Origin of the sequence: Niabella drilacis (assembly GCF_900101395.1) — a bacterium.
GTDB classification, from domain to species: Bacteria; Bacteroidota; Bacteroidia; order Chitinophagales; family Chitinophagaceae; genus Niabella; species Niabella drilacis.
The window spans coordinates 319,485-337,380 of sequence record NZ_FMZO01000005.1 but is presented as its reverse complement, the minus strand read 5'-3'; the positions used below and the strand labels follow the sequence as shown (position 1 = coordinate 337,380).

The window sequence follows — 17,896 nt, the reverse complement described above, 5'->3', positions numbered from 1 at the left end:
ATAAATAAGTGTTGTCGCAAATACAACTTTGTTTAAAAGCCCGGGAGAATGCTGGTACCATTCTCCTTTTTTTATTGAAGTTTATGAACCGTTCATTTCATATTGCATCTTGTTTTTAAGTTAAGGAACAATCGTTATCTTATTTTTACTGATCGTATAATCAAATCCACCGGCTAATTTCAATGCATGTAACACCTGCTCCACGCTCTCATCTTTGAACAACCCGCTAAACTCTTTTTCTTTCAAATCCGCATCATTTATTTCCACCGTAACCCCATACCATCTCGATATCATTGAAGCAATGTCCTTTAGCTTATGATCCCTGAACGCAAGACAATCATGCAGCCATTGTGTTTCAACTGTAACAGAGTCTTTAAAGGGTGTCTGCAGCCCGGTAACCCGGATCTCCGGCATAGCGCTTTCACCCCGCACCGTCTTTTCCCGGGAGTCATCCGCTTTTTTAAAAACCAGTTTTTCATTGGGCTTCAGCAGTATTTTCCGGGTATCCTCATTATTCATGCTCAATTCGATGGATCCCCGTACCAGGGTCGCTTCCGATTCTTTATCCGATGTATAGGCCTTCACATTAAAGGCGGTTCCCAAAACCCGGATATTAAAGCTATTCGTATGTACGATAAACGGATGCTCCGCATCATGGGTAACATCAAAGTAAGCCTCCCCCGAAAGATGTACTTCGCGGTTTACTTTTCCAAAATCTTTATCATAGGAAAGCTCACTACCCGCATTTAACCACACCTGGCTTCCATCGGGTAATTTCATACTTGTTTTGGACCCCATTTTAGTGGCCACAACAGTATCCCTGGTTGTTGTAAGACCCCGTCTCTGGAAATAAAAAGCGCCTACCAAAAGCAGGGCGGCAACCGAAGCCGCGGCCATATAGTACCTCATCCGGCGGGTTTTACCTGCGGGGGCCTGATTTCCGGCGCCAGCCGGCAATTGAGCGGTTCTCTGTTTGAGCGAGTCCCAGCGTTTCCGCAAATACGTTCTATCAACTTCCCTGATTTCTTTTAAGGGTGTTTCATACAGCTGCTCAACCATACCGGACAGTTCCTGGTAGTTGGGATTATTGCCCAGGAACCCATTTAATTCCTCCTGTTCTTCAGCAGACAATGCTCCTGATTTTTTCCTGAGTAATAGCTCTAAAAACCGATTGTAGCTCATATAAGCAATATTCCTTGTTAATAAAGTCGTTTTTTTGATCCCTAACCCCCAAAAGCTGTTCAACTTTTTTTTAATAAAAACCGGTTAATTTTTCCTGGGAAAGAAATAGGCCGAGAATTCCGGAAAGTCTGTCTTCAGCGTATCAACCAGTTTTTTTATGGCGATATTCATCTGGTTCTCAACAGTTTTTTCTGAAAGATCCAGCAACTGCGCAACTTCCTTATACTTCATCCCTTCTTCTTTAACCAGGCGGAATATAAGCCGGCACCGGGCGGGCAGCTGGCTGATGGCATCCGAGATCTTCAGACAATTTTCTTTATTTATCAGGGAATTGGCCTGGGGCAGGTAGGAAAATGTAAAGGCTTCCCCGATCTCTTCAAAAGAAAGGCTTTTGAATTTTTTATTCCTTTCCATCGCATCAATTGAAGCATAGCGCACCGCCCTGTAGAGGTAAAAGGGTACTTTACGGATCTCCCGGGCCGTTTTCCTGTTCTCCCAAAATTTTACAAAAACATCCTCCACCACTTCTTCCGCAAGCTGCTGGTCTTTTAGAAAAGACGTGGCATAAGAAAGCATGCCTGGAAAAAATTTCCCAAACAACTCCCCGAAAGCCGCTTCGTCGCTTTCCGAAATCCGGTATAGGATCGACTCGAAATCCAATGATGCAAAATGAAATTTACTGACAAAAAAAATCCGGGGATAAACATAGACAATATTTATCCGCCGGCAAAAATAAAAATGATATTGAAAAATGAAGATACGTTTCATTTGCAGGCAACCTGTATGATGCAAAGGATCATTGATCAGATCCCCAAAGCAACAGCATTGCCCAGGGGTCAGGATTCAACAATACGCCCCTTCATCCGTAATGAAAAAAGCCCGGTGCCCCGTTTGGGAATCCTGCGTTCACCGGGTATATCTCCGGTGTAAGCGCTTTATAAAGGTCCTACTTTAACCAGCTTGAACCAGGCTTGATGAAAATCATTTTACAGGGTGGCAGATCAGGGTTTAAGACGTACAACGCCGGTACAGCGGAAGATGCGATAGACCTTTGATCAGTATAACAACCGTATATTTCATGGGTTATTGAGCACGGGGTATGCAGATGCGGCAAAAGTACTGGCAGATGCCTTGTTCAACAGGAGCGGGAACTGCATTTTTATTATCCAGATGCATGGGCTATCGGATGGCTTTGTCCCCGGAACTATATCACCCGTATGGCTTAAGGAATAAACAACACACTGGTTTCTCTACTATGATGGCGACCGTATACCTGTCTTTCAGGGTTATGACCGGATCATCCATAACCTTTTTTACGGGCTTCCCAATTCCCTGCTTCCACTTATGGGGTGTATGAAGCAAGGAGCAATTACTACCCCGTTTAACCTGACGGTGCGGAACCATATAAGCAGGTACCGGAGGCCCATGGGCTTCCGGGAATCAAAAACCGGAAACGGAATATTCACAGGAGCTCCGGCAACCGTTTTTATGAACCCTGGCCGTTGCCGGCTACGAAGGCAGCCGGGCGGCTAATGCGGCAGTTTTTTTCTCAGCCAGCCATAAACCCAGGTCCCTGCTACGGCGCTCAAAAGCGTAACTACCACCACGCTGCTGCCGGTTCCGATCTGTGCAAAAAGCGGCCCCGGGCAGGCGCCGGTCATGGCCCATCCCAAACCGAAGATCAGCCCGCCATAAACCTGCCCTTTGTTGAAGGTTTTGGATGAAAGCATCACCGGCTCACCATAAATGGTTTTTATCCTGAATTTTTTAATCAGCCAAACCGAAAGCATACCGGTTGCCACAGCACTCCCGATGATGCCATACATATGGAATGACTGCAACCGGAACATCTCCTGTATACGAAACCAGCTGACCACTTCGGCTTTCACCATGAGTATACCAAACAACACCCCGACAGCCAGGTACTTGAGGCTGTGATACCACCTGTGCTCCAGCCGGCTTTCATTGATACAGATCGCGTCTAACGAGCGTGTTCCGGGATCCCTGTCCGTTACGGCCGCCTCGTGTATTTTATATTGCCCCTGCTCCTGCATATATCACTGTTTTATTTAAAGTTTGAGAATGAACGGCAGGATAAGGTTCGCCATAATGAAACCACCTGCCATAAAGAAAATAGTGGCGATCAACGAGGGTAATTGCCGGTTCGACAACCCCGTTATAGCATGCCCGCTGGTACAACCGCCGGCATACCTTGCTCCAAAACCTACTAAAAAGCCCCCGCCTGTCATTACGATAAATCCTCTTAAAGTAAACAGCGACTGCCAGCTGATAAGGGCACCGGGTACCAGGTGATCCGTACCTGTGATGCCATAACCAGCCAGCTCCTGCAGGAGCGCGGGATGCACTTCGATGGAATGGGGCGCCGATAACAGGTACAGGGCCATGCCACCCCCTAAAAAGATGCCCAATACAAAAAAGAGATTCCAGGCTTCCTTTCTCCAGTCATATTGAAAGAACGGGATATTGGCAGGCACACAGGAGGCGCAGATATGCCGCAGTGAGGAACTGATGCCGAAGGATTTATTACCGGCTATTAAAAGTACCGGAACGGTCAGACCGATCAGCGGGCCTGCCACATACCAGGGCCAGGGCTGTTTTATCAATTCTATCATGTTGTATTATTGGTTTTCGTTGATCAATCGCTCCAGTTCACCTGCCGGTAACACACCGGACTGACGCCACCGTACTGCTCCGCCTTTAAACAGGATAAAGGCAGGTACCCCCTGAACCCCGAAAGCAACGGTGGCCTGCGGGTTTTTGTCTACATCAATTTTAATAATGCGTGCACGGTCCCCGATGCGTTGCTTCAATGCTTCCAGCACCGGCGTCATCATTTTACAGGGCCCGCACCATGCTGCAAAAAAATCTACCAGCACCGGCTTGTCGCCGTTAATCATTTCCTGGAATGTCATGTGATGATTCCTCCTTCTTTTTAAATATTGAAAATAAAAGTCCGCCCATAACCGCACCGTAGATCGTACTGTTCAGCGGTTTTGAAGTGATCGCGCAGCTCCCTGAACGGCAGCCGGTGAACTTCCAGTAGCAATATCCTGCAATGGCACCGGCGATCACACCAGCCAGTACCAGCAGGTGGCTTTTAGTGAACTTCTTCATAGCTGACAGCATCGGTCTGTTTATTATTTTGCGGGGCAGGCCTGTTACAGGAGGAAGTGCTACAGCAGCCTGTATTCAGCAGCGCCATTGCCGAAAGCACCACACCTCCGGTCATCAGCAGCCATTCTTTTGTTTGGATCGCTGCCAAAATGATCAACAGTCCGGCCACTAACCGCAATAAACGTATCCTGCTCCAACTTGATGCTGATATTTTCATGTTCTTCTTTTTTTTATAGTGTTGATACCGAATAACCGGTAAAGCGGGCAAATGCCTGCAACGGAAGTAAGCAACAGGATGCCGGCCAGTATCCCCAGGATCACCGCGGTTATACCCTGGATCCGGTTTGCCAGACAGGCGCCCAAAATGGCCACGGCCACAAGCAGGCGCAGGGCTTTGTCTGTTGTTCCTATATTCTTTTTCATACGCATCTATTTTTGAGACCGAATCCTGTTTACCTGTTGCCAGCTGCCTCCATTGATCACATTATCAAAACCATTTTGTGTCAATAGCCGTTTTGCCATACTGCTGCGGCCACCGCTTCTGCAGAATACGACAATGGCGTTCTTGTTTTTGAATGCCGCTAATCTTCCCTGCAGCTGATCCAGCGGAATATTCACCGCACCTTTTACACTGCCGGCTAAAAATTCTTCGGGGGTCCGTACATCTACCAGGAAGGCCCCCGCCGCTATCACAGCTGCTAATTGAGTTGCGTCTTTTTTTCCAAACAACGACGAAAAAAGTCCCATAATTATTTATTTTAAATGTTATCCTGCGATACCGCATTGCCGGTAACAACCTTGCCCCCGGCGCTTAGCCATTCTTTCATTCCGCCCGGGAAATTCTTTATATTTTTAAACCCGTTTTTTGCAAGTATGGAACAGGCAATGGTGGAACGGTCACCGGCCTGGCAATGAATGATTACCGGTTTGTCCTTACGGATCTTATCCAGGTTTTTTTCAAGCGTTCCCACAAAAACATGGGAAGCTCCTGCTATATGCCCCGCTTCATATTCAGCCGCGCCCCGCACATCCACGATCTGTACCTCCGCATTGCCAACAGCAGTTTTAAATGCGTCAAGAGCAATAAGATCCGCCGCCTGCAGTTGGGTCCCCAGGTCTTCTATATCTGAAATATAGCCGTATATATTATCCAGGCCGATCCGCATCAGCTTACGCGTCAGGTCCTCCATTTGATGGCCATCGGCAATAAGCATGAACTGTTCCTGGTAATTCAGCAACCAGCCGCACCAGGTGGAAAAAGAATGATTGCCCTGGATGTTCAGGCTTCCCGGTATAAACCCTTTTGCAAAATCTGCCTTACTGCGGGTATCGATCACCCGCATACCTTTGTTGTAAGCCGTCATGAATTGTTCTTTGGATAACCGGGTATGCTGCGGAACCGCTATCAGCAGGGGGCGCGGCTCCTTGTTCAGCCGTTTCATCATTGCAAAATAGGCGGGCGGCTCGGGTTGACCCGATAAAAGATACTCCGTAAATGCCGGCTCGTCCGCTCCGTATTGAAATGCCCAGTTGCGGATCTTTTCATACCCTACGGTACTGCTGTGTACCGCACCCAGGGCTTTTCCACAGGCCGAACCGGCGCCATGTGCCGACCATACCTGTACATAATCAGGAAGCGCCGCAAACTTTTTAAGCGACTGGAACAGCTGCCGGGCGCCTGCCTCTTTTGTGCCCATGATCCCTGCTGCTTTTTCCAAAAGATCGGGGCGGCCAACATCTCCTACAAATACAAAATCACCGGTAAACAGCATGACCGGCTTATCCGTGGCCGGGTGGTCCGTCAGCAGGAAACTGATACTCTCAGGTGTGTGCCCCGGTGTGTGCATGACTTCAAAACTCAGGTTGCCGACCCTGATGCGGTCGCCGTCCTTTAGTCCCTGGTGTGGAAATTGGTACTGCCAGTCTTTACCTCCTTCGTCCGAGAGGTACATCGTTGCTCCTGTAACAGCGGCAAGCTCCCTGGAACCGCAAAGAAAGTCGGCATGAATATGCGTTTCTGCTATATGCGTGATGCGGAGACCGTTTGCTGCCGCAAGCTCCAGGTAAATATCGGTATCCCTCCTGGCGTCTATTACCATCGCTTCTCCGGTTGCCTGGCAACCGACCAGGTAACTGCCCTGTGCCAGGTTTTGATCGTAAATGTGTTGAAAGAACATGCTATTTTATTTTAATACTATTATTTTTTGATACAGCGAATTTCCTGCTATGAAGGCTTTTATACAGCTACTTTTGTTACACAGGGAGAAATATTTTCAATCACGCATGCATCGCGGCTACCTGACGAGCTCCTTCACCAGGATATAAATGCCCATTACCAGCACAAACCAGCCAAAAGCGGGTTTCAGTATTTTTCCATTCACCTTTCCCGAAAAATAGCTACCGACCAGGATGCCCGCTATCGCAATAAAAGCAATAACACCCAACAGTCCCCACTGTACGGCGTTATGGGTTAAGGAAAAGAAAAATCCCAATAATGAATTAACCGAAATAATGACCAGCGATGTACCGATGGCGGTCTTTACCGGTAATTTTTGCAGGTTTACCAACGCGGGAATGATCAGGAAACCACCACCTGCCCCCACCAGCCCGGTAATAAGCCCGATAAAAGCCCCCTGCATTATCAATGGCAGGTACCGGGGATGCTGCCGCAGCACAGGGGAGCATGCCGGCTTTCGTTCTCCTCTTATCATGCTGTAAGAAGCCAGGAGCATCAGTACTGCAAAAAGCAACATTAACAATGCCCCCTTTGTAACGGCAATGCCTGCTATGCTGAACACCGTTTCGGGGATAAAAGGAAGGATATAAGCTCTTGTTAAAAAAACGGCGCCAATGGACGGGATGCCAAAAATAACGGCGGTACGGACATGCACCAATCCCTTTTTCAGATAGGCCACCGATCCTACGGCACTGGTAACCCCTACAATAAAAAGGGAATCAGCAGTAGCCGATACCGGGTCGATCCCAAACAGGTATACCAATACGGGAACCGTAAGGATGCTGCCACCTCCGCCGATGAGCCCCAGGGAAATGCCGATAAGAACCGATGCCAGATAACCTGCAATAACCATTATCATTAAAATTGATGCAGCAAATCTGCAACTATTCCCAAACCTGTACAGCTACTTTGGTTACACAAGCATAATTTTGTTCGGGCCCGCCTAACCGTACCCCACACTTCCGACGGTTTTAAAAGCCCGGGAACCACTACACAAACAATACCCCGCTCGCCTGTAGGTCCGGGGATGCTGCCGGATAGCCGTTAATACATCTTTTTAGCAGGACGGTACATGTTTCAAAGGCAGGAACCCTCTTTTTTTCAAGTCCTGAGAAAAGCAAATATCAAAGTACCGGGATGCGTTACCAAGAACAGTTTTTGATCAGTCTGGCAATCAGTTTTTTTCGCCGGATGATCGTAATGCGCTCACTCCCCGAAGGTATGAAAACCCGGCCAGGCTACCGGGCAATACGATCTAACGGACATCATACCTCATGGTGACCTGCATCATTAAAAATGCTTCGGTGATGGTGATAATTTTATAAAGCCTGATAAGAAGTTCCGGCCCATACGCGGTAATCAAACCAGACACTGCTGTTAAAAACTGAAACAAAATGAAAAAGTATATCCTTATCATAATCGTTATTTCCATCGCCGGCTTTTCCCGCGCCCAGCGAAATATTGAAATTGCCTTCAAACCAGGCGTCAGCATTCCCAGTTTACATGCAGCGGGCTCAGACAATCCTTTAAGTTCCGGATACAGGTCACAAGCCTACCAGGACGCTGCCCTGCATGCCGAATATAAGTTCAGCAGGAGCTTCTCGATCCAGCCGCAACTGGAGTACTCCCTTCAGGGCGGGAGAAAGAACGGGCTGCAGGCGTTTCCGGTGCCCGGGGAGATGGCTCCCCTGTTTCCCCCCGGGGAAGCGCCGGCCTACCTGTATGCCGACTATACAAGCGAAACCAAACTGGCATATTTCCTGTTGCCGGTCCTTGTCAAATACCATCTGAATCCCCAAAAGAAATGGGATGTATATATAGCTGCGGGGCCCTTTGCCAGTTATCTTTTAGGCGCAAAAAACAGGACAAGCGGATCCAGCATTATCTATCCTGACGAAAACAAAACGCAGCCGCTTGATCCGCAGCCCCGGTCGTTCAACAATGAAGACAATATTGCCAACGACCTGCACCGCTTTAATACCGGTATTACCGGGCACATGGGTTTAGGACGTAAAATCATTTCCGGCAGCATTTTTCTTGAAGTAGGCGGTAATTACGGCATCATCGTCATCCAGAAAAACAGCGCCAACGGAAGAAACAGAACGGGTGCTGCAGTAATAAGTCTTGGGTACCAGTATGAGCTATGACCCTGGAAAGAATCAAGCCGGCAATCCGCAACGCATTAACAATCGAACACAACTGCGATCTAACGGGCAACTGCTTTTTATGATACAGGGCTTCAATTTAAATGATTTCAATGCGATGACTGAAGAACCGGATAAAAAGACCTTATTTTCAAAAGGAAATCTCATTTTCTATGGGCTGGCAATGCTGATTTCCCTGTTTGCCGTTTACTACTTTGGCGAAATCAAAACAGATATCCGGCTTTTCCGGGAAATCAATCCCGGCTGGCTGTTGCTGGCCGTATTGGGACAGATCGGCACCTATTTCTTCGGAGCGGTCGTTTATCAACAGTTGCTGACAGGATTTCATATCCACATCCGTCAGACCGTTTGGAAGCTCTTCAAGATAAGCTTTATCACTTTGTTCTTCAATCAGACCATACCAAGTGCCGGCATCAGTGGAAATACATTTCTGTTTCAATACCTGCATAAGTATAAAGTTGCGGTCAATAATATCGTTGCACTTGTAGCGGTTGAGCTTCTGAGTTTTTACGCAGCCATCGAACTCGTCATCATCCTGACAGCAGCGTTTAGCCTGCTATGGTCATATATGCCCCGCTTGCTATACCTCCTGTTAGGTATCGGTTTTATGGTTTATTTTTTATTGGGCATGGGAATAAACCTGCTTGCCAACAAACGCGTGATCAGCGCTTTAAAAAAGAAGCTGTCATCCGCTAAATTATTTGCGAAACCGGGCAATATGCTGCAGACATTCTCCGCTGCAAACGGGCCCGTGGTACGGCCTATAGCATTCTTTAAAGAACACCCGGGTGCGGCGTACAGGGCCATCGGGCTGCAGGTGCTGATCTTTCTTTCGGACACTTTTACCATCCTGGCACTGTTCCGTGGCTTTGGTACGCCTGTACATATGCTTACAGTATCTGCCGGTTTTCTGCTCACCCGCATCATTTCGCTGTTACCGGTAGCTCCGGGTGGGCTTATCCTGTACGAAAGCAGTATGACCTATTTTTTTTCAAGGCTGGGCGTACCTTTCAACCAGGCGCTCGTGATCACCCTTTTATACCGTGCATTATCATTCTGGCTGCCCATGATCATCGGCTTCTTTGTGTATAAGAAAATGCGCCGCGAATAATCGCCACAGGTACAGTAAAATGCAGCAACCGGCAGCCCGCCTGTATCCCCGGCAGGGATCAATATCCCATACCGGCGATGCGTTTTGAGCGGTCCGTTTCCGCCTTCTTCAGTTCCTGTTGAATGGTACCGGCACTTTCCGGTAGTTCCCTTACCACATCCTCCGGCCTTTTATCATTCCGGAAACCCAGGAATATAGCAGGTTTCCGGATCCTTCCTGTTTTTGTCCAGGCAGCAAATTCAAAATTGGCAACAAGCTCAGGGCGCACATAATGCAGTACCGCACCTTTAGCGTCGAGGACGGGGTTCATAAAGGGGGGATCGCTGATCTCCAGCGCTTTCAGTTTTTTTAAAATCCCGGGCATCTCCTTTTCTTTGTAGCCGCCACCGCTGCGGCCGATCCATATAAACATTCCATGATCGTAAGCGCCAAAAAGAAGGCTTTTAAAGCAGCGCGCCCTGGCAGATTCGGCCCATCCCCCTATGACGAACTCCTGCCGCTTCCTGGTCGGGATCTTCAGCCACTCGGCACCACGCATACCTTCCCGGTAAACACTCTCCTTCCGCTTGGCTATCACACCTTCCAGGTCCAGGGACCGCATCTGTTCATATAAAACAGCCCCGTCATCAAAACTTTCGCTGTACCTGAAAACAGGCCTTTTACTAACAAGCTTTTTCAGCAATGTTTTTCTTTCGGTAAGCGGACGTTGCTCCAGGTTTTGACCATCCAGCCAGAGCAGATCAAAGACACAGTAACGGATCGGTGTATGGTTCCCATTATAATGTTGCAACGCATCAAAATCGGGCCGGCCCGCCTTATTAAAAACCACTACCTCTCCATCGATGATCACGTTCCGTTGCAGGCTTTTCAGCGCTTTTTCGATCTCGGGGTATCTTGCCGTATAGTCAAGCCCGCTTCTGGACTCCATGCGTACGTTACCATCCTGTACATAGGCGATCATGCGGTAGCCATCCCATTTAACTTCAAACAAATAGTCTTTTAACACCGGCACTTCTTTCACTAATTTGCAAAGCATGGGCGCTACCCGTTCCGGTACAGCCGCTGTTTTTTGTTTTGGCATATATTCCTGGTTGTTTTAAAAAAAGTATAGCCGGCGCTCAATAACGCAATATCATAGCGATCCCGGCGGACGGGGCAATGCTCAGTGGAGAGCTGTTCACTCCCCCGGAGCTGCTACCCTGGTCATATTCTCCCATGGCAGCGGCAGCAGCCGTCATAGCAAGCGCAATCAGCCGGCGGCCGCCGGCTTCCATAAAAGCAATGTGGCCGCCCTGTACTTTGATCTCCTCACACCCCGCGAAGACAGGAAATATTACAATCGTTTCAACATCCCATTACTTTCCCGGCGATTGGCGGTTGCTACGGAGTGGCTGGAAAAGCTTCCTGTAGCCCGACACCTTTGCGCCGGCTATTTTGGCACCAGCACCGGAGCCGCGTCTGCATTGCAGGCAGCTGCCGGGCTCCGGCAATCCCCGTAAGATCATTGTTGCTGTGCCGGTAGCTTCCCGAAATATTCCCCGGTGTGGGCACCTCTTATGAGAATTTTGCCAGGGTAAGTGATGAGGAAGCCGTATCCTACATGGAAAAAGTCATGGAAAGCAGCATATGATCCTGCGTTCCGACAGGTACCTCCCCGTCCTTTATTTATTTTTTTTCTTTTGTTTCTCCTGCTTCCTGAAATACCCCCGCAGCAGAAAACTGTGCTTCAATGCTTCCATACTTTGACTGAACCCCTCCGTTCCTTTCTGGATATGATCCAGGCTGGTATTCAATTTTTCTATGATCGCCGTATCATAAAGCAGTGCATGCACTACTCCATTGTTCTTTGCCACGCCTGCCTGTACATCCCCTGCCACATTTTTAAGTGTGCCGATCAGTGAATCGGCGGTTTCACCGGCCAACCGGATCCTTTTGCCTGCCTGGCGGATATCGCCTGCCAGTACCGTATCTGCCAATAATATCCCGGCAGCGCCCCGGCCAGCGCGCATATCTTGCACAAGCCGGTCCAGCCCGCCGGCCATCACCGATGCCCGGCCGCTGGCCTGCCGGATATTAGACAGCGTTACTTTTATATCTGCAGGAACCGTAGAATCATCCAGCAGGGACCAGATGGCGCTCCTGTTAACCCGCTGCACGGTCATTTTCAGCTCAGAAGCAATCACGGAAATATCCCTGCCTGAATGATCCAGGGTATCCAGCAGCGCAGCCAGGCTGACAACGGGCTTTGTCGTCAATGTATCCCCATCCCGGGCAAGGCTACAGATCAGCGAAACCGGCGTAATATCCACCACCTTATCACCTACAAGGCCGTCCGTACCAATAGAAACAACAGCATCTTTGCGGATCACCCGCCGCATTTTTTTGTCGATCGACATCGTTACTTCGATCTGTGTACTTTCCTCTATTGTAATCTTTCTAACTGTGCCAACCTGTATACCTGAGAAACGGACATTATTTCCTTTAACAAGCCCCTGTGCGTTGTGAAACCGCGCCTTCAGCACATAGGTGGTACCGAAAAGATGCTCATTCCTGCCGATCATATACAGTAGCAAGACCAGCACAAACAGGCCTCCCAGTACAAAGGTTCCTAATCTTATATTATCAGAAATCCGGGTTGCCATATGATCTATTCAAAAAATTGTTTAACCCGGGCATCGCTGCTCCGGCAAAAAGTTTCATAACTTCCGTCTGCATAACATTTCCCGTCGATCAGTATCACAATTCTTTTTCCCGCGATCTTTACGCAATTCATATCATGCGAAATAATCAGGGAGGTGGTATTGTATTTCTGCTGCATATCTGTCATTAACCGGATAATTTCCTTCCCGGTTATGGGATCCAGGCCTGTTGTGGGCTCATCGTAAAGGATCAGCTCCGGTTTCAGGATCAATGTACGGGCCAGCGCAATCCGCTTGCGCATTCCCCCGGATAGTTCTTCCGGCATCATTTCGATGGTATGCGCCAGGCCCACATCATTCAATGCTTCCAGCACCCTCTCATTGACCTGCTCACGAGACAGGCGCATCCAGTGCCGGCGCAGCGGAAACTCCAGGTTTTCACGCACGGTCATTGAATCATAGAGCGCATTGCTCTGGAACAGGAAGCCCACTTTTGCCCGCAGCTGATCCAGGCTTTCGCCTTTGGCGTCCTGCACCCGTACTCCCAAAACCATAATGGTACCCTGATCCGGTTTCAGCAAACCTATTATACATTTGATCAGAACTGACTTCCCCGATCCGGACCTTCCCAGGACCACCACACTTTCTCCTTTTTGCAACTCCAGGTTGAAATCGACCAGTACATGATGCGCACCAAAAGACTTATATAGATGCGCGATCCTCAATACCGGCGGTGCAGCTGCCCGATCTTTCCCTGTTGAGATATCAATGTTCATGTACCTGCTGTTTTTAGTTAATACCGATGGCCTCCGCAATTTGAACGGTCAGCAGGTCGATAATAAAAATCACTACGGAAGCCACCACCACCGCCGAATTGGCGGAACGCCCGACCCCCTCCGTACCCTTGCGACTGCTGTATCCCTTATAGCAACCAACTGTGCCCACCGCAAATCCAAAAAAATAGCTTTTGATAAAAGCGGGCAGCACATCACTAAATGAAAGGTTGTCAAAAACTTGCGACCAGAACAGGTTAAAGCTGGTAATGCCACGGATATTAACGCCCAGATAAGCGCCGTAAAGAGCAATGGCATCACCCAGCAACACCAGTACCGGCAGCATCAGGGTAGCTGCCAGAATGCGGGTAACAGCTAAATAGCGGAATGGGTTTGTACCACTTACTTCCATAGCATCGATCTGTTCTGTTACTTTCATAGAGCCCAGTTCTGCACCAATGCTGCTGCCGATCTTCCCCGCAAAGATCAGCGCAGTGATCACCGGGCCTATTTCCCTTACTACCGCAATACTTACAATCGCCGGGATCTGAGATGCCACTCCGTATGCTACCATGGAAGGACGTAACTGCATCGTTAAGACCAGGCCCATAATAAAGGTGGTAAGACTTACCAGGCCAAGCGACCGGTAGCCAATAACAAAACACTGCCTGATAAATGCGGCCACCTCATAGGGCGGACGAAATGCCTCGCGGAAAAATCTCGCGGAAAACCGGGCGAGGTCGCCGGCCTCGGCGAGGAACAGTTTTATGGAAGTCTCCTGCTGCATGATCCAGCCTTATCTTCTTAACATACGTTACATCCGTCACGCATTGATATTTAAAATTATCATATAGTAGCGCAAAGACCGATGACCTACATCATCCCAGCCCCTGATCGTGCTTTCCGTTTTCATTTTGCACCAGGCAATTATTCAATCCGGCTGTTCTGAAATCTTTGTGTCCGAAAAAAAAGGCGCACCCTTAATGGCAATACCCGCTCAGGCGCTATTGGAGCGCCTGAGCGCAGCAAACATCCCGACGGATCCCTTAGTATCTGGCAACAGATTGATGATCTCAAACAGCAGTATCATGGGGCAAAGCCATTTATCCAATGCAACGGCATTGTTAATTTCATACAAAAAGTCATGGATCTTACACATTTACATTTATTAATAACACATTTGCCTATATTGGCATCCGGTACTGGCTTGTTGATCCTTTTATATGGAATATATACAGGACGTTTTCATACAAAACTGACCGCATACGCAGTACTGCTGATCGCAGCCACCGGCGGTATCATAGCTTTTGCAACGGGCGAAGCGGCAGAAGCAACAGTTAAGCAGATCCGGGAGATTGCCCGGAACAGGATCGAAGAACACGAAGAGTTTGCAACAATCACTGTAGTTGCGGTCATCGTCCCGGGCATAGCCGCCCTTATCGCGATCTATTCAACCTGAAAACCGCCAAAACTGGCAAAGGCGCTTTCACATATCGTTATGACCATATCTCTTATTTGTGCCGGCCCGGCTTCATGGACAGGCTACCTGGGCGGCCAGATACGATATACGGAAGTGAGCAACAACGCATTGCTTAACCTTGAAACACCGGCAGGCCCAGATAGCGACTAAAATACAAAAATCCCAAGGAGGTATGATAACTGTTTAGCGGCCCGAAACATCCCGGAGCGAGCACCCTACCGGATATTTATCATTCACCAGGGTATGGCGATTCGCTACCTTTTTTATTGAAACCTGCTTATCCTACTGGTTAAAATGTTCCTGTTTAAAATAGAACGTACACACATAAAGGATGATCCGAATAACGTTGTAAGAAAGTCGCTGAATAAACCTTACAAACAGCCCCTGGGAGCGGCTGTAGTCCTGGCTTACCACTGTACAATGAACAGCGATCAATTGGTCCAGCTCCTGCTTTACCTGACGAACAAAAGGGCGGTTGCGCACGTCGAGGTTCAGCTCAATGCCGGCGTAAGTACTGATATTGTTTATATTGAAGGAGCCGAGGGTGAGCCAACGGCCATCCCTGAGCCCCATTTTTGCATGCAGAACGCTGTCGCGATACTCATATACCGCTATACGATTGCGCAATAGCCAGGGATACAGGTACCGTTCTGCCTGCTTGGCGATCAATACATCCGATAATCCCGCAGTAACGACCCGGATCTTTACGCCTCTCCGGGCCGCCAGCTTCATCTGCCGCCGCAACCGTTTTCCGGGGAGGAAATAACTGCTTACAAGATAAACATCCTCCCGCGCCTTGCTCAGCAGGTTGAAATAACTTTTCCAGATCTCACTCCGGTTGTGTACCCAATCATTCCGGCGTATCCCTACCGAAATACCCCCGGGCTTTTTTCCGGGGGTTACCGGCATCTTTGCAGACATATCTAACTTCCGGTTACGGGCAGCTTCCTTATTCCACAACTGTATACATACCTGCTCCAGCGCTCCTGCTGCTGTTCCCTCCACAAACAACGCCATATCCAGCCATGCAGGATGATCCGGGCGGCCATAGTAGTCATCGTCAATATTATTGCTGCCCACCAGCGCCTTACAGCCATCGGCCACCACGATCTTGTGATGCAGCCTCCTGCCAAAATAGAAGCCTCCGTTTTTAAACAGGGGTTCAAAGCGTTTCAGCTCCACACCGGCATCTTTAATGCCCGCTAATAAATCAGCTGACAAATGTGTGGCATACCCATCCACCAGCAGGTAAACGCGTACTCCTTTTGCTGAAGCCTGGCGCAGCCACGCTATAACCATCCTGCCGGTATTATCATAGCGGAAAATATACATCTGAATATGGATGCATTGTTCGGCTGTGAGGATCAGGTCACGCAATAAGTTAAAATACTCAATACCTCCTCTAACAAGCAGCAGTGCAGCCTGCGGCCCGTACGTATTTTTCCTGTTTTTATGAATAGACATAAAAGAACTCATTATTAAAAATCAAATTACCCGAAATATCCGGTGTAGTCAATGACCCTGATCATCCCGCTTGATGACTGCTAAAATTCCTGCATTGCAGTGACCAGGCTCCGGGTGCCCGGCTCGTACTGCACCTTCCCGTTAAATTGACCGGCATCATTCTGCCTGTTGAGTCGTATCATTTTTATCCGTCGCTGATCAGGTTACCTTAGCGATTATTAACAATAAAAAGAAAATCATGAATCATTTTAGTAAAACATTGACAGCGGTCGCCGCCGGTCTGGCCGCGGGTGCAACGTTGGGCAGCTTATTTGCTCCGGAAAAAGGCAGCGATATCAGGAAAAAGATAATGGCTGCGTGCAAAAAAAAGAACGCCAGGAACAACAATACATTTGGGAATACAAAAGTAACAAAGCAGGAACCGGCCTGAATGCGGCCATGGTCCTGATCAGACTTCTTTCATCTCAATCTTTTTTATGGCGATTATAAAAGTACTGGAGCTAATGGCCAGCTCCTCCAAAAGCTGGGAAGATGCCGCCTTACAAGCCGTTCATTAGGCATCCCGAACCGTCAAAAATATTCGCTCTGTATATGTTAAAGATCACAGTGCGGTTGTAAAAAATAATAAAATCTCGGAGTATCGTATTGTTGCCAAGCTTAGCTTCGAAATTGAATCTAAAGGCTTAGCAACCTGACCTTCCCGGTGCTGCACAACGCAGGCTTACAGGCGTATATCTGCGATCATGCACATCCAGAACCTCTCTTACCTGCGGAGCTTCCCCCGGGGTGAGGGAGGTTTGTATATTATCCCCTTGCCACACATATGTGGATGCTTCCGGACCTGCCTGTTTTCTTATGCTGACATACGCCGCTGCTCATTGCAGCAGATGGCTAAAAAATGGCAGGTTTCGTTTGAAACCTGCCCGGATAGCTGGCGGGTTAGTGGCCGTTGCGGATCAGCCATAAACCGGCCTCCGCATGCCGTTTTAATCAAAGGCAAATTCCACCAGGTCTATTTCCAGTTCATTTTCCACACTGGATACGCCCGGAGCATTCCATGCTGCCTGCTCTGCATCTTCCTTTTCTGCAAATGAACGGACTTTCCCATGCAATGTTACCTTACTGCCGGAAACATCAATACCGATGCGTTCTGCATCCACCGTTGCGCTGCGTTCAAATGCGTCCCGTATCTTTTGCTGAACGCCTGAAGTGGTTACCCGGGGTTTTACGGTGATCAAATTCAGCACGCTGCGTACTCCGGCCAAATTTTGTATGGCCGCCTTGGCATTATTACGCTGGTATTCCCATTCCACTTCCCCGTCAAGCTGTACCAGGCCATCCTCCACTTTAATTTTGATCTTTTCTTCCTGCACAGCCGAATGCCATTTCAGGGCGTTCAATACCGCTTCTGCGATTTCTGCATCTGTTTTACGATATGCAGGAGAAATACCTACCTGGATATCTTCTGCTACGGCTTTTACGCCCGAAACCCTCTTTGCATCTTTTTCCGCCGCAATTTTCTGAGAATAGGCGCCCACCTGTCCGCCAAGCGTTACCACTCCATCTTTTACCGCTACCCCTATTTCCGCGGCGCTCAAAACGGGGTCCCAATTCAATTCTTCCATTACGTCCTTTTGAATCTGAATGTCACTTTTCATAATTTTCGTTTTAATGTTTGTAAATAAAGTTGTGAAACCAACGCGTAATTTCA

23 protein-coding genes and 1 pseudogene are annotated in these 17,896 nt (G+C 48.5%); 6 read left to right on the top strand and 18 right to left on the bottom strand.

The window, feature by feature from the left end:
• Positions 1-120: 120 nt before the first annotated feature.
• Entirely contained in the window at positions 121-1,182 is a 1,062-nt protein-coding gene (locus BLS44_RS11730; RefSeq protein ID WP_143019744.1) for a FecR family protein, read from the bottom strand.
• A gap of 84 nt (positions 1,183-1,266) precedes the next feature.
• On the bottom strand, positions 1,267-1,842 hold the full coding sequence (locus tag BLS44_RS11725; protein WP_176954397.1) for an RNA polymerase sigma factor: 576 nt from the start codon (positions 1,840-1,842) through the stop codon (positions 1,267-1,269).
• Between the two features lie 609 nt (positions 1,843-2,451).
• On the opposite strand from BLS44_RS11725, the gene BLS44_RS27145 reads away from it, so the two are divergent.
• A complete protein-coding gene (locus BLS44_RS27145) occupies positions 2,452-2,715 on the top strand; it encodes a phosphoketolase family protein (protein WP_090390237.1) in 264 nt (87 codons plus the stop codon).
• Here BLS44_RS27145 and BLS44_RS11715 read toward each other — a convergent pair.
• The 9 genes from BLS44_RS11715 to BLS44_RS11675 form a co-directional block, all read right to left on the bottom strand.
• Positions 2,712-3,236 (bottom strand): DUF6691 family protein, encoded by a 525-nt coding sequence (locus BLS44_RS11715; protein ID WP_090390236.1) that lies wholly within the window; start codon positions 3,234-3,236, stop codon positions 2,712-2,714. The genes BLS44_RS27145 and BLS44_RS11715 overlap by 4 nt on opposite strands.
• A 15-nt stretch (positions 3,237-3,251) precedes the next feature.
• Positions 3,252-3,815 (bottom strand): YeeE/YedE family protein, encoded by a 564-nt coding sequence (locus BLS44_RS11710; RefSeq protein ID WP_090390235.1) that lies wholly within the window; start codon positions 3,813-3,815, stop codon positions 3,252-3,254.
• A gap of 6 nt (positions 3,816-3,821) precedes the next feature.
• On the bottom strand, positions 3,822-4,115 hold the full coding sequence (gene trxA / locus BLS44_RS11705) for a thioredoxin (RefSeq protein ID WP_090390234.1): 294 nt from the start codon (positions 4,113-4,115) through the stop codon (positions 3,822-3,824).
• On the bottom strand, positions 4,093-4,317 hold the full coding sequence (locus tag BLS44_RS11700; protein WP_090390233.1) for a DUF6132 family protein: 225 nt from the start codon (positions 4,315-4,317) through the stop codon (positions 4,093-4,095). Before BLS44_RS11700 ends, trxA begins: the two co-directional genes overlap by 23 nt.
• The gene (locus tag BLS44_RS11695; RefSeq protein ID WP_143019743.1) at positions 4,301-4,534 is read right to left on the bottom strand and encodes a hypothetical protein; all 234 of its coding nucleotides are present in this window, start codon (positions 4,532-4,534) and stop codon (positions 4,301-4,303) included. Before BLS44_RS11695 ends, BLS44_RS11700 begins: the two co-directional genes overlap by 17 nt.
• Complete coding sequence (locus tag BLS44_RS11690) at positions 4,531-4,740, bottom strand: YgaP family membrane protein (protein ID WP_090390322.1); 210 nt, start codon at positions 4,738-4,740, stop codon at positions 4,531-4,533. Before BLS44_RS11690 ends, BLS44_RS11695 begins: the two co-directional genes overlap by 4 nt.
• A 6-nt stretch (positions 4,741-4,746) precedes the next feature.
• Complete coding sequence (locus BLS44_RS11685; RefSeq protein WP_090390231.1) at positions 4,747-5,064, bottom strand: rhodanese-like domain-containing protein; 318 nt, start codon at positions 5,062-5,064, stop codon at positions 4,747-4,749.
• 11 nt (positions 5,065-5,075) lie between these two features.
• Positions 5,076-6,494 carry an MBL fold metallo-hydrolase gene (locus BLS44_RS11680; protein WP_090390230.1) on the bottom strand — a complete coding sequence of 473 codons (1,419 nt, stop codon included), beginning with the start codon at positions 6,492-6,494 and terminating at the stop codon, positions 5,076-5,078.
• Positions 6,495-6,611: 117 nt separating this feature from the next.
• Positions 6,612-7,406, bottom strand: a complete 795-nt coding sequence (locus BLS44_RS11675) for a sulfite exporter TauE/SafE family protein (protein ID WP_090390229.1) — start codon at positions 7,404-7,406, stop codon at positions 6,612-6,614.
• Between the two features lie 541 nt (positions 7,407-7,947).
• Here BLS44_RS11675 and BLS44_RS11670 point away from each other — a divergent pair.
• Both BLS44_RS11670 and BLS44_RS11665 read left to right on the top strand, forming a co-directional pair.
• On the top strand, positions 7,948-8,700 hold the full coding sequence (locus BLS44_RS11670; protein WP_090390228.1) for a porin family protein: 753 nt from the start codon (positions 7,948-7,950) through the stop codon (positions 8,698-8,700).
• A gap of 115 nt (positions 8,701-8,815) precedes the next feature.
• The gene (locus BLS44_RS11665; RefSeq protein WP_176954396.1) at positions 8,816-9,829 is read left to right on the top strand and encodes a lysylphosphatidylglycerol synthase transmembrane domain-containing protein; all 1,014 of its coding nucleotides are present in this window, start codon (positions 8,816-8,818) and stop codon (positions 9,827-9,829) included.
• 58 nt (positions 9,830-9,887) lie between these two features.
• Here the strand turns inward: BLS44_RS11665 and ligD are convergent, their stop codons facing one another.
• From ligD to BLS44_RS26530, 5 genes are all read right to left on the bottom strand, one after another.
• Positions 9,888-10,910 (bottom strand): non-homologous end-joining DNA ligase, encoded by a 1,023-nt coding sequence (gene ligD / locus BLS44_RS11660; protein ID WP_090390226.1) that lies wholly within the window; start codon positions 10,908-10,910, stop codon positions 9,888-9,890.
• A gap of 580 nt (positions 10,911-11,490) precedes the next feature.
• Positions 11,491-12,471, bottom strand: coding sequence for an MlaD family protein (locus tag BLS44_RS11655; RefSeq protein ID WP_090390225.1), 981 nt, complete (start codon positions 12,469-12,471; stop codon positions 11,491-11,493).
• Between the two features lie 5 nt (positions 12,472-12,476).
• Positions 12,477-13,244 carry an ABC transporter ATP-binding protein gene (locus BLS44_RS11650; RefSeq protein WP_090390224.1) on the bottom strand — a complete coding sequence of 256 codons (768 nt, stop codon included), beginning with the start codon at positions 13,242-13,244 and terminating at the stop codon, positions 12,477-12,479.
• Positions 13,245-13,257: 13 nt separating this feature from the next.
• Positions 13,258-14,028, bottom strand: a complete 771-nt coding sequence (locus BLS44_RS11645; protein ID WP_090390223.1) for an MlaE family ABC transporter permease — start codon at positions 14,026-14,028, stop codon at positions 13,258-13,260.
• Positions 14,029-14,238: 210 nt separating this feature from the next.
• Positions 14,239-14,400, bottom strand: coding sequence for a hypothetical protein (locus tag BLS44_RS26530; protein WP_176954395.1), 162 nt, complete (start codon positions 14,398-14,400; stop codon positions 14,239-14,241).
• 30 nt (positions 14,401-14,430) lie between these two features.
• Between BLS44_RS26530 and BLS44_RS11635 the strand changes: the two genes are divergently transcribed.
• On the top strand, positions 14,431-14,700 hold the full coding sequence (locus BLS44_RS11635) for a hypothetical protein (RefSeq protein WP_090390221.1): 270 nt from the start codon (positions 14,431-14,433) through the stop codon (positions 14,698-14,700).
• 303 nt (positions 14,701-15,003) lie between these two features.
• On the opposite strand, the gene BLS44_RS11630 is transcribed toward BLS44_RS11635, so the two are convergent.
• Positions 15,004-16,185: a phospholipase D-like domain-containing protein gene (locus tag BLS44_RS11630; RefSeq protein WP_176954394.1), complete on the bottom strand. Its 1,182-nt coding sequence runs from the start codon at positions 16,183-16,185 to the stop codon at positions 15,004-15,006.
• Positions 16,186-16,423: 238 nt separating this feature from the next.
• Here BLS44_RS11630 and BLS44_RS11625 point away from each other — a divergent pair, with 238 nt between their 5' ends.
• The gene (locus BLS44_RS11625; RefSeq protein WP_090390219.1) at positions 16,424-16,615 is read left to right on the top strand and encodes a YtxH domain-containing protein; all 192 of its coding nucleotides are present in this window, start codon (positions 16,424-16,426) and stop codon (positions 16,613-16,615) included.
• Positions 16,616-16,661: 46 nt separating this feature from the next.
• Positions 16,662-16,880 (top strand): annotated as a pseudogene (locus tag BLS44_RS27140) (dodecin family protein).
• Positions 16,881-17,171: 291 nt separating this feature from the next.
• On the opposite strand, the gene BLS44_RS11615 reads toward BLS44_RS27140, so the two are convergent.
• Positions 17,172-17,843 carry a BON domain-containing protein gene (locus BLS44_RS11615; RefSeq protein ID WP_090390218.1) on the bottom strand — a complete coding sequence of 224 codons (672 nt, stop codon included), beginning with the start codon at positions 17,841-17,843 and terminating at the stop codon, positions 17,172-17,174.
• Positions 17,844-17,896: the final 53 nt, after the last annotated feature.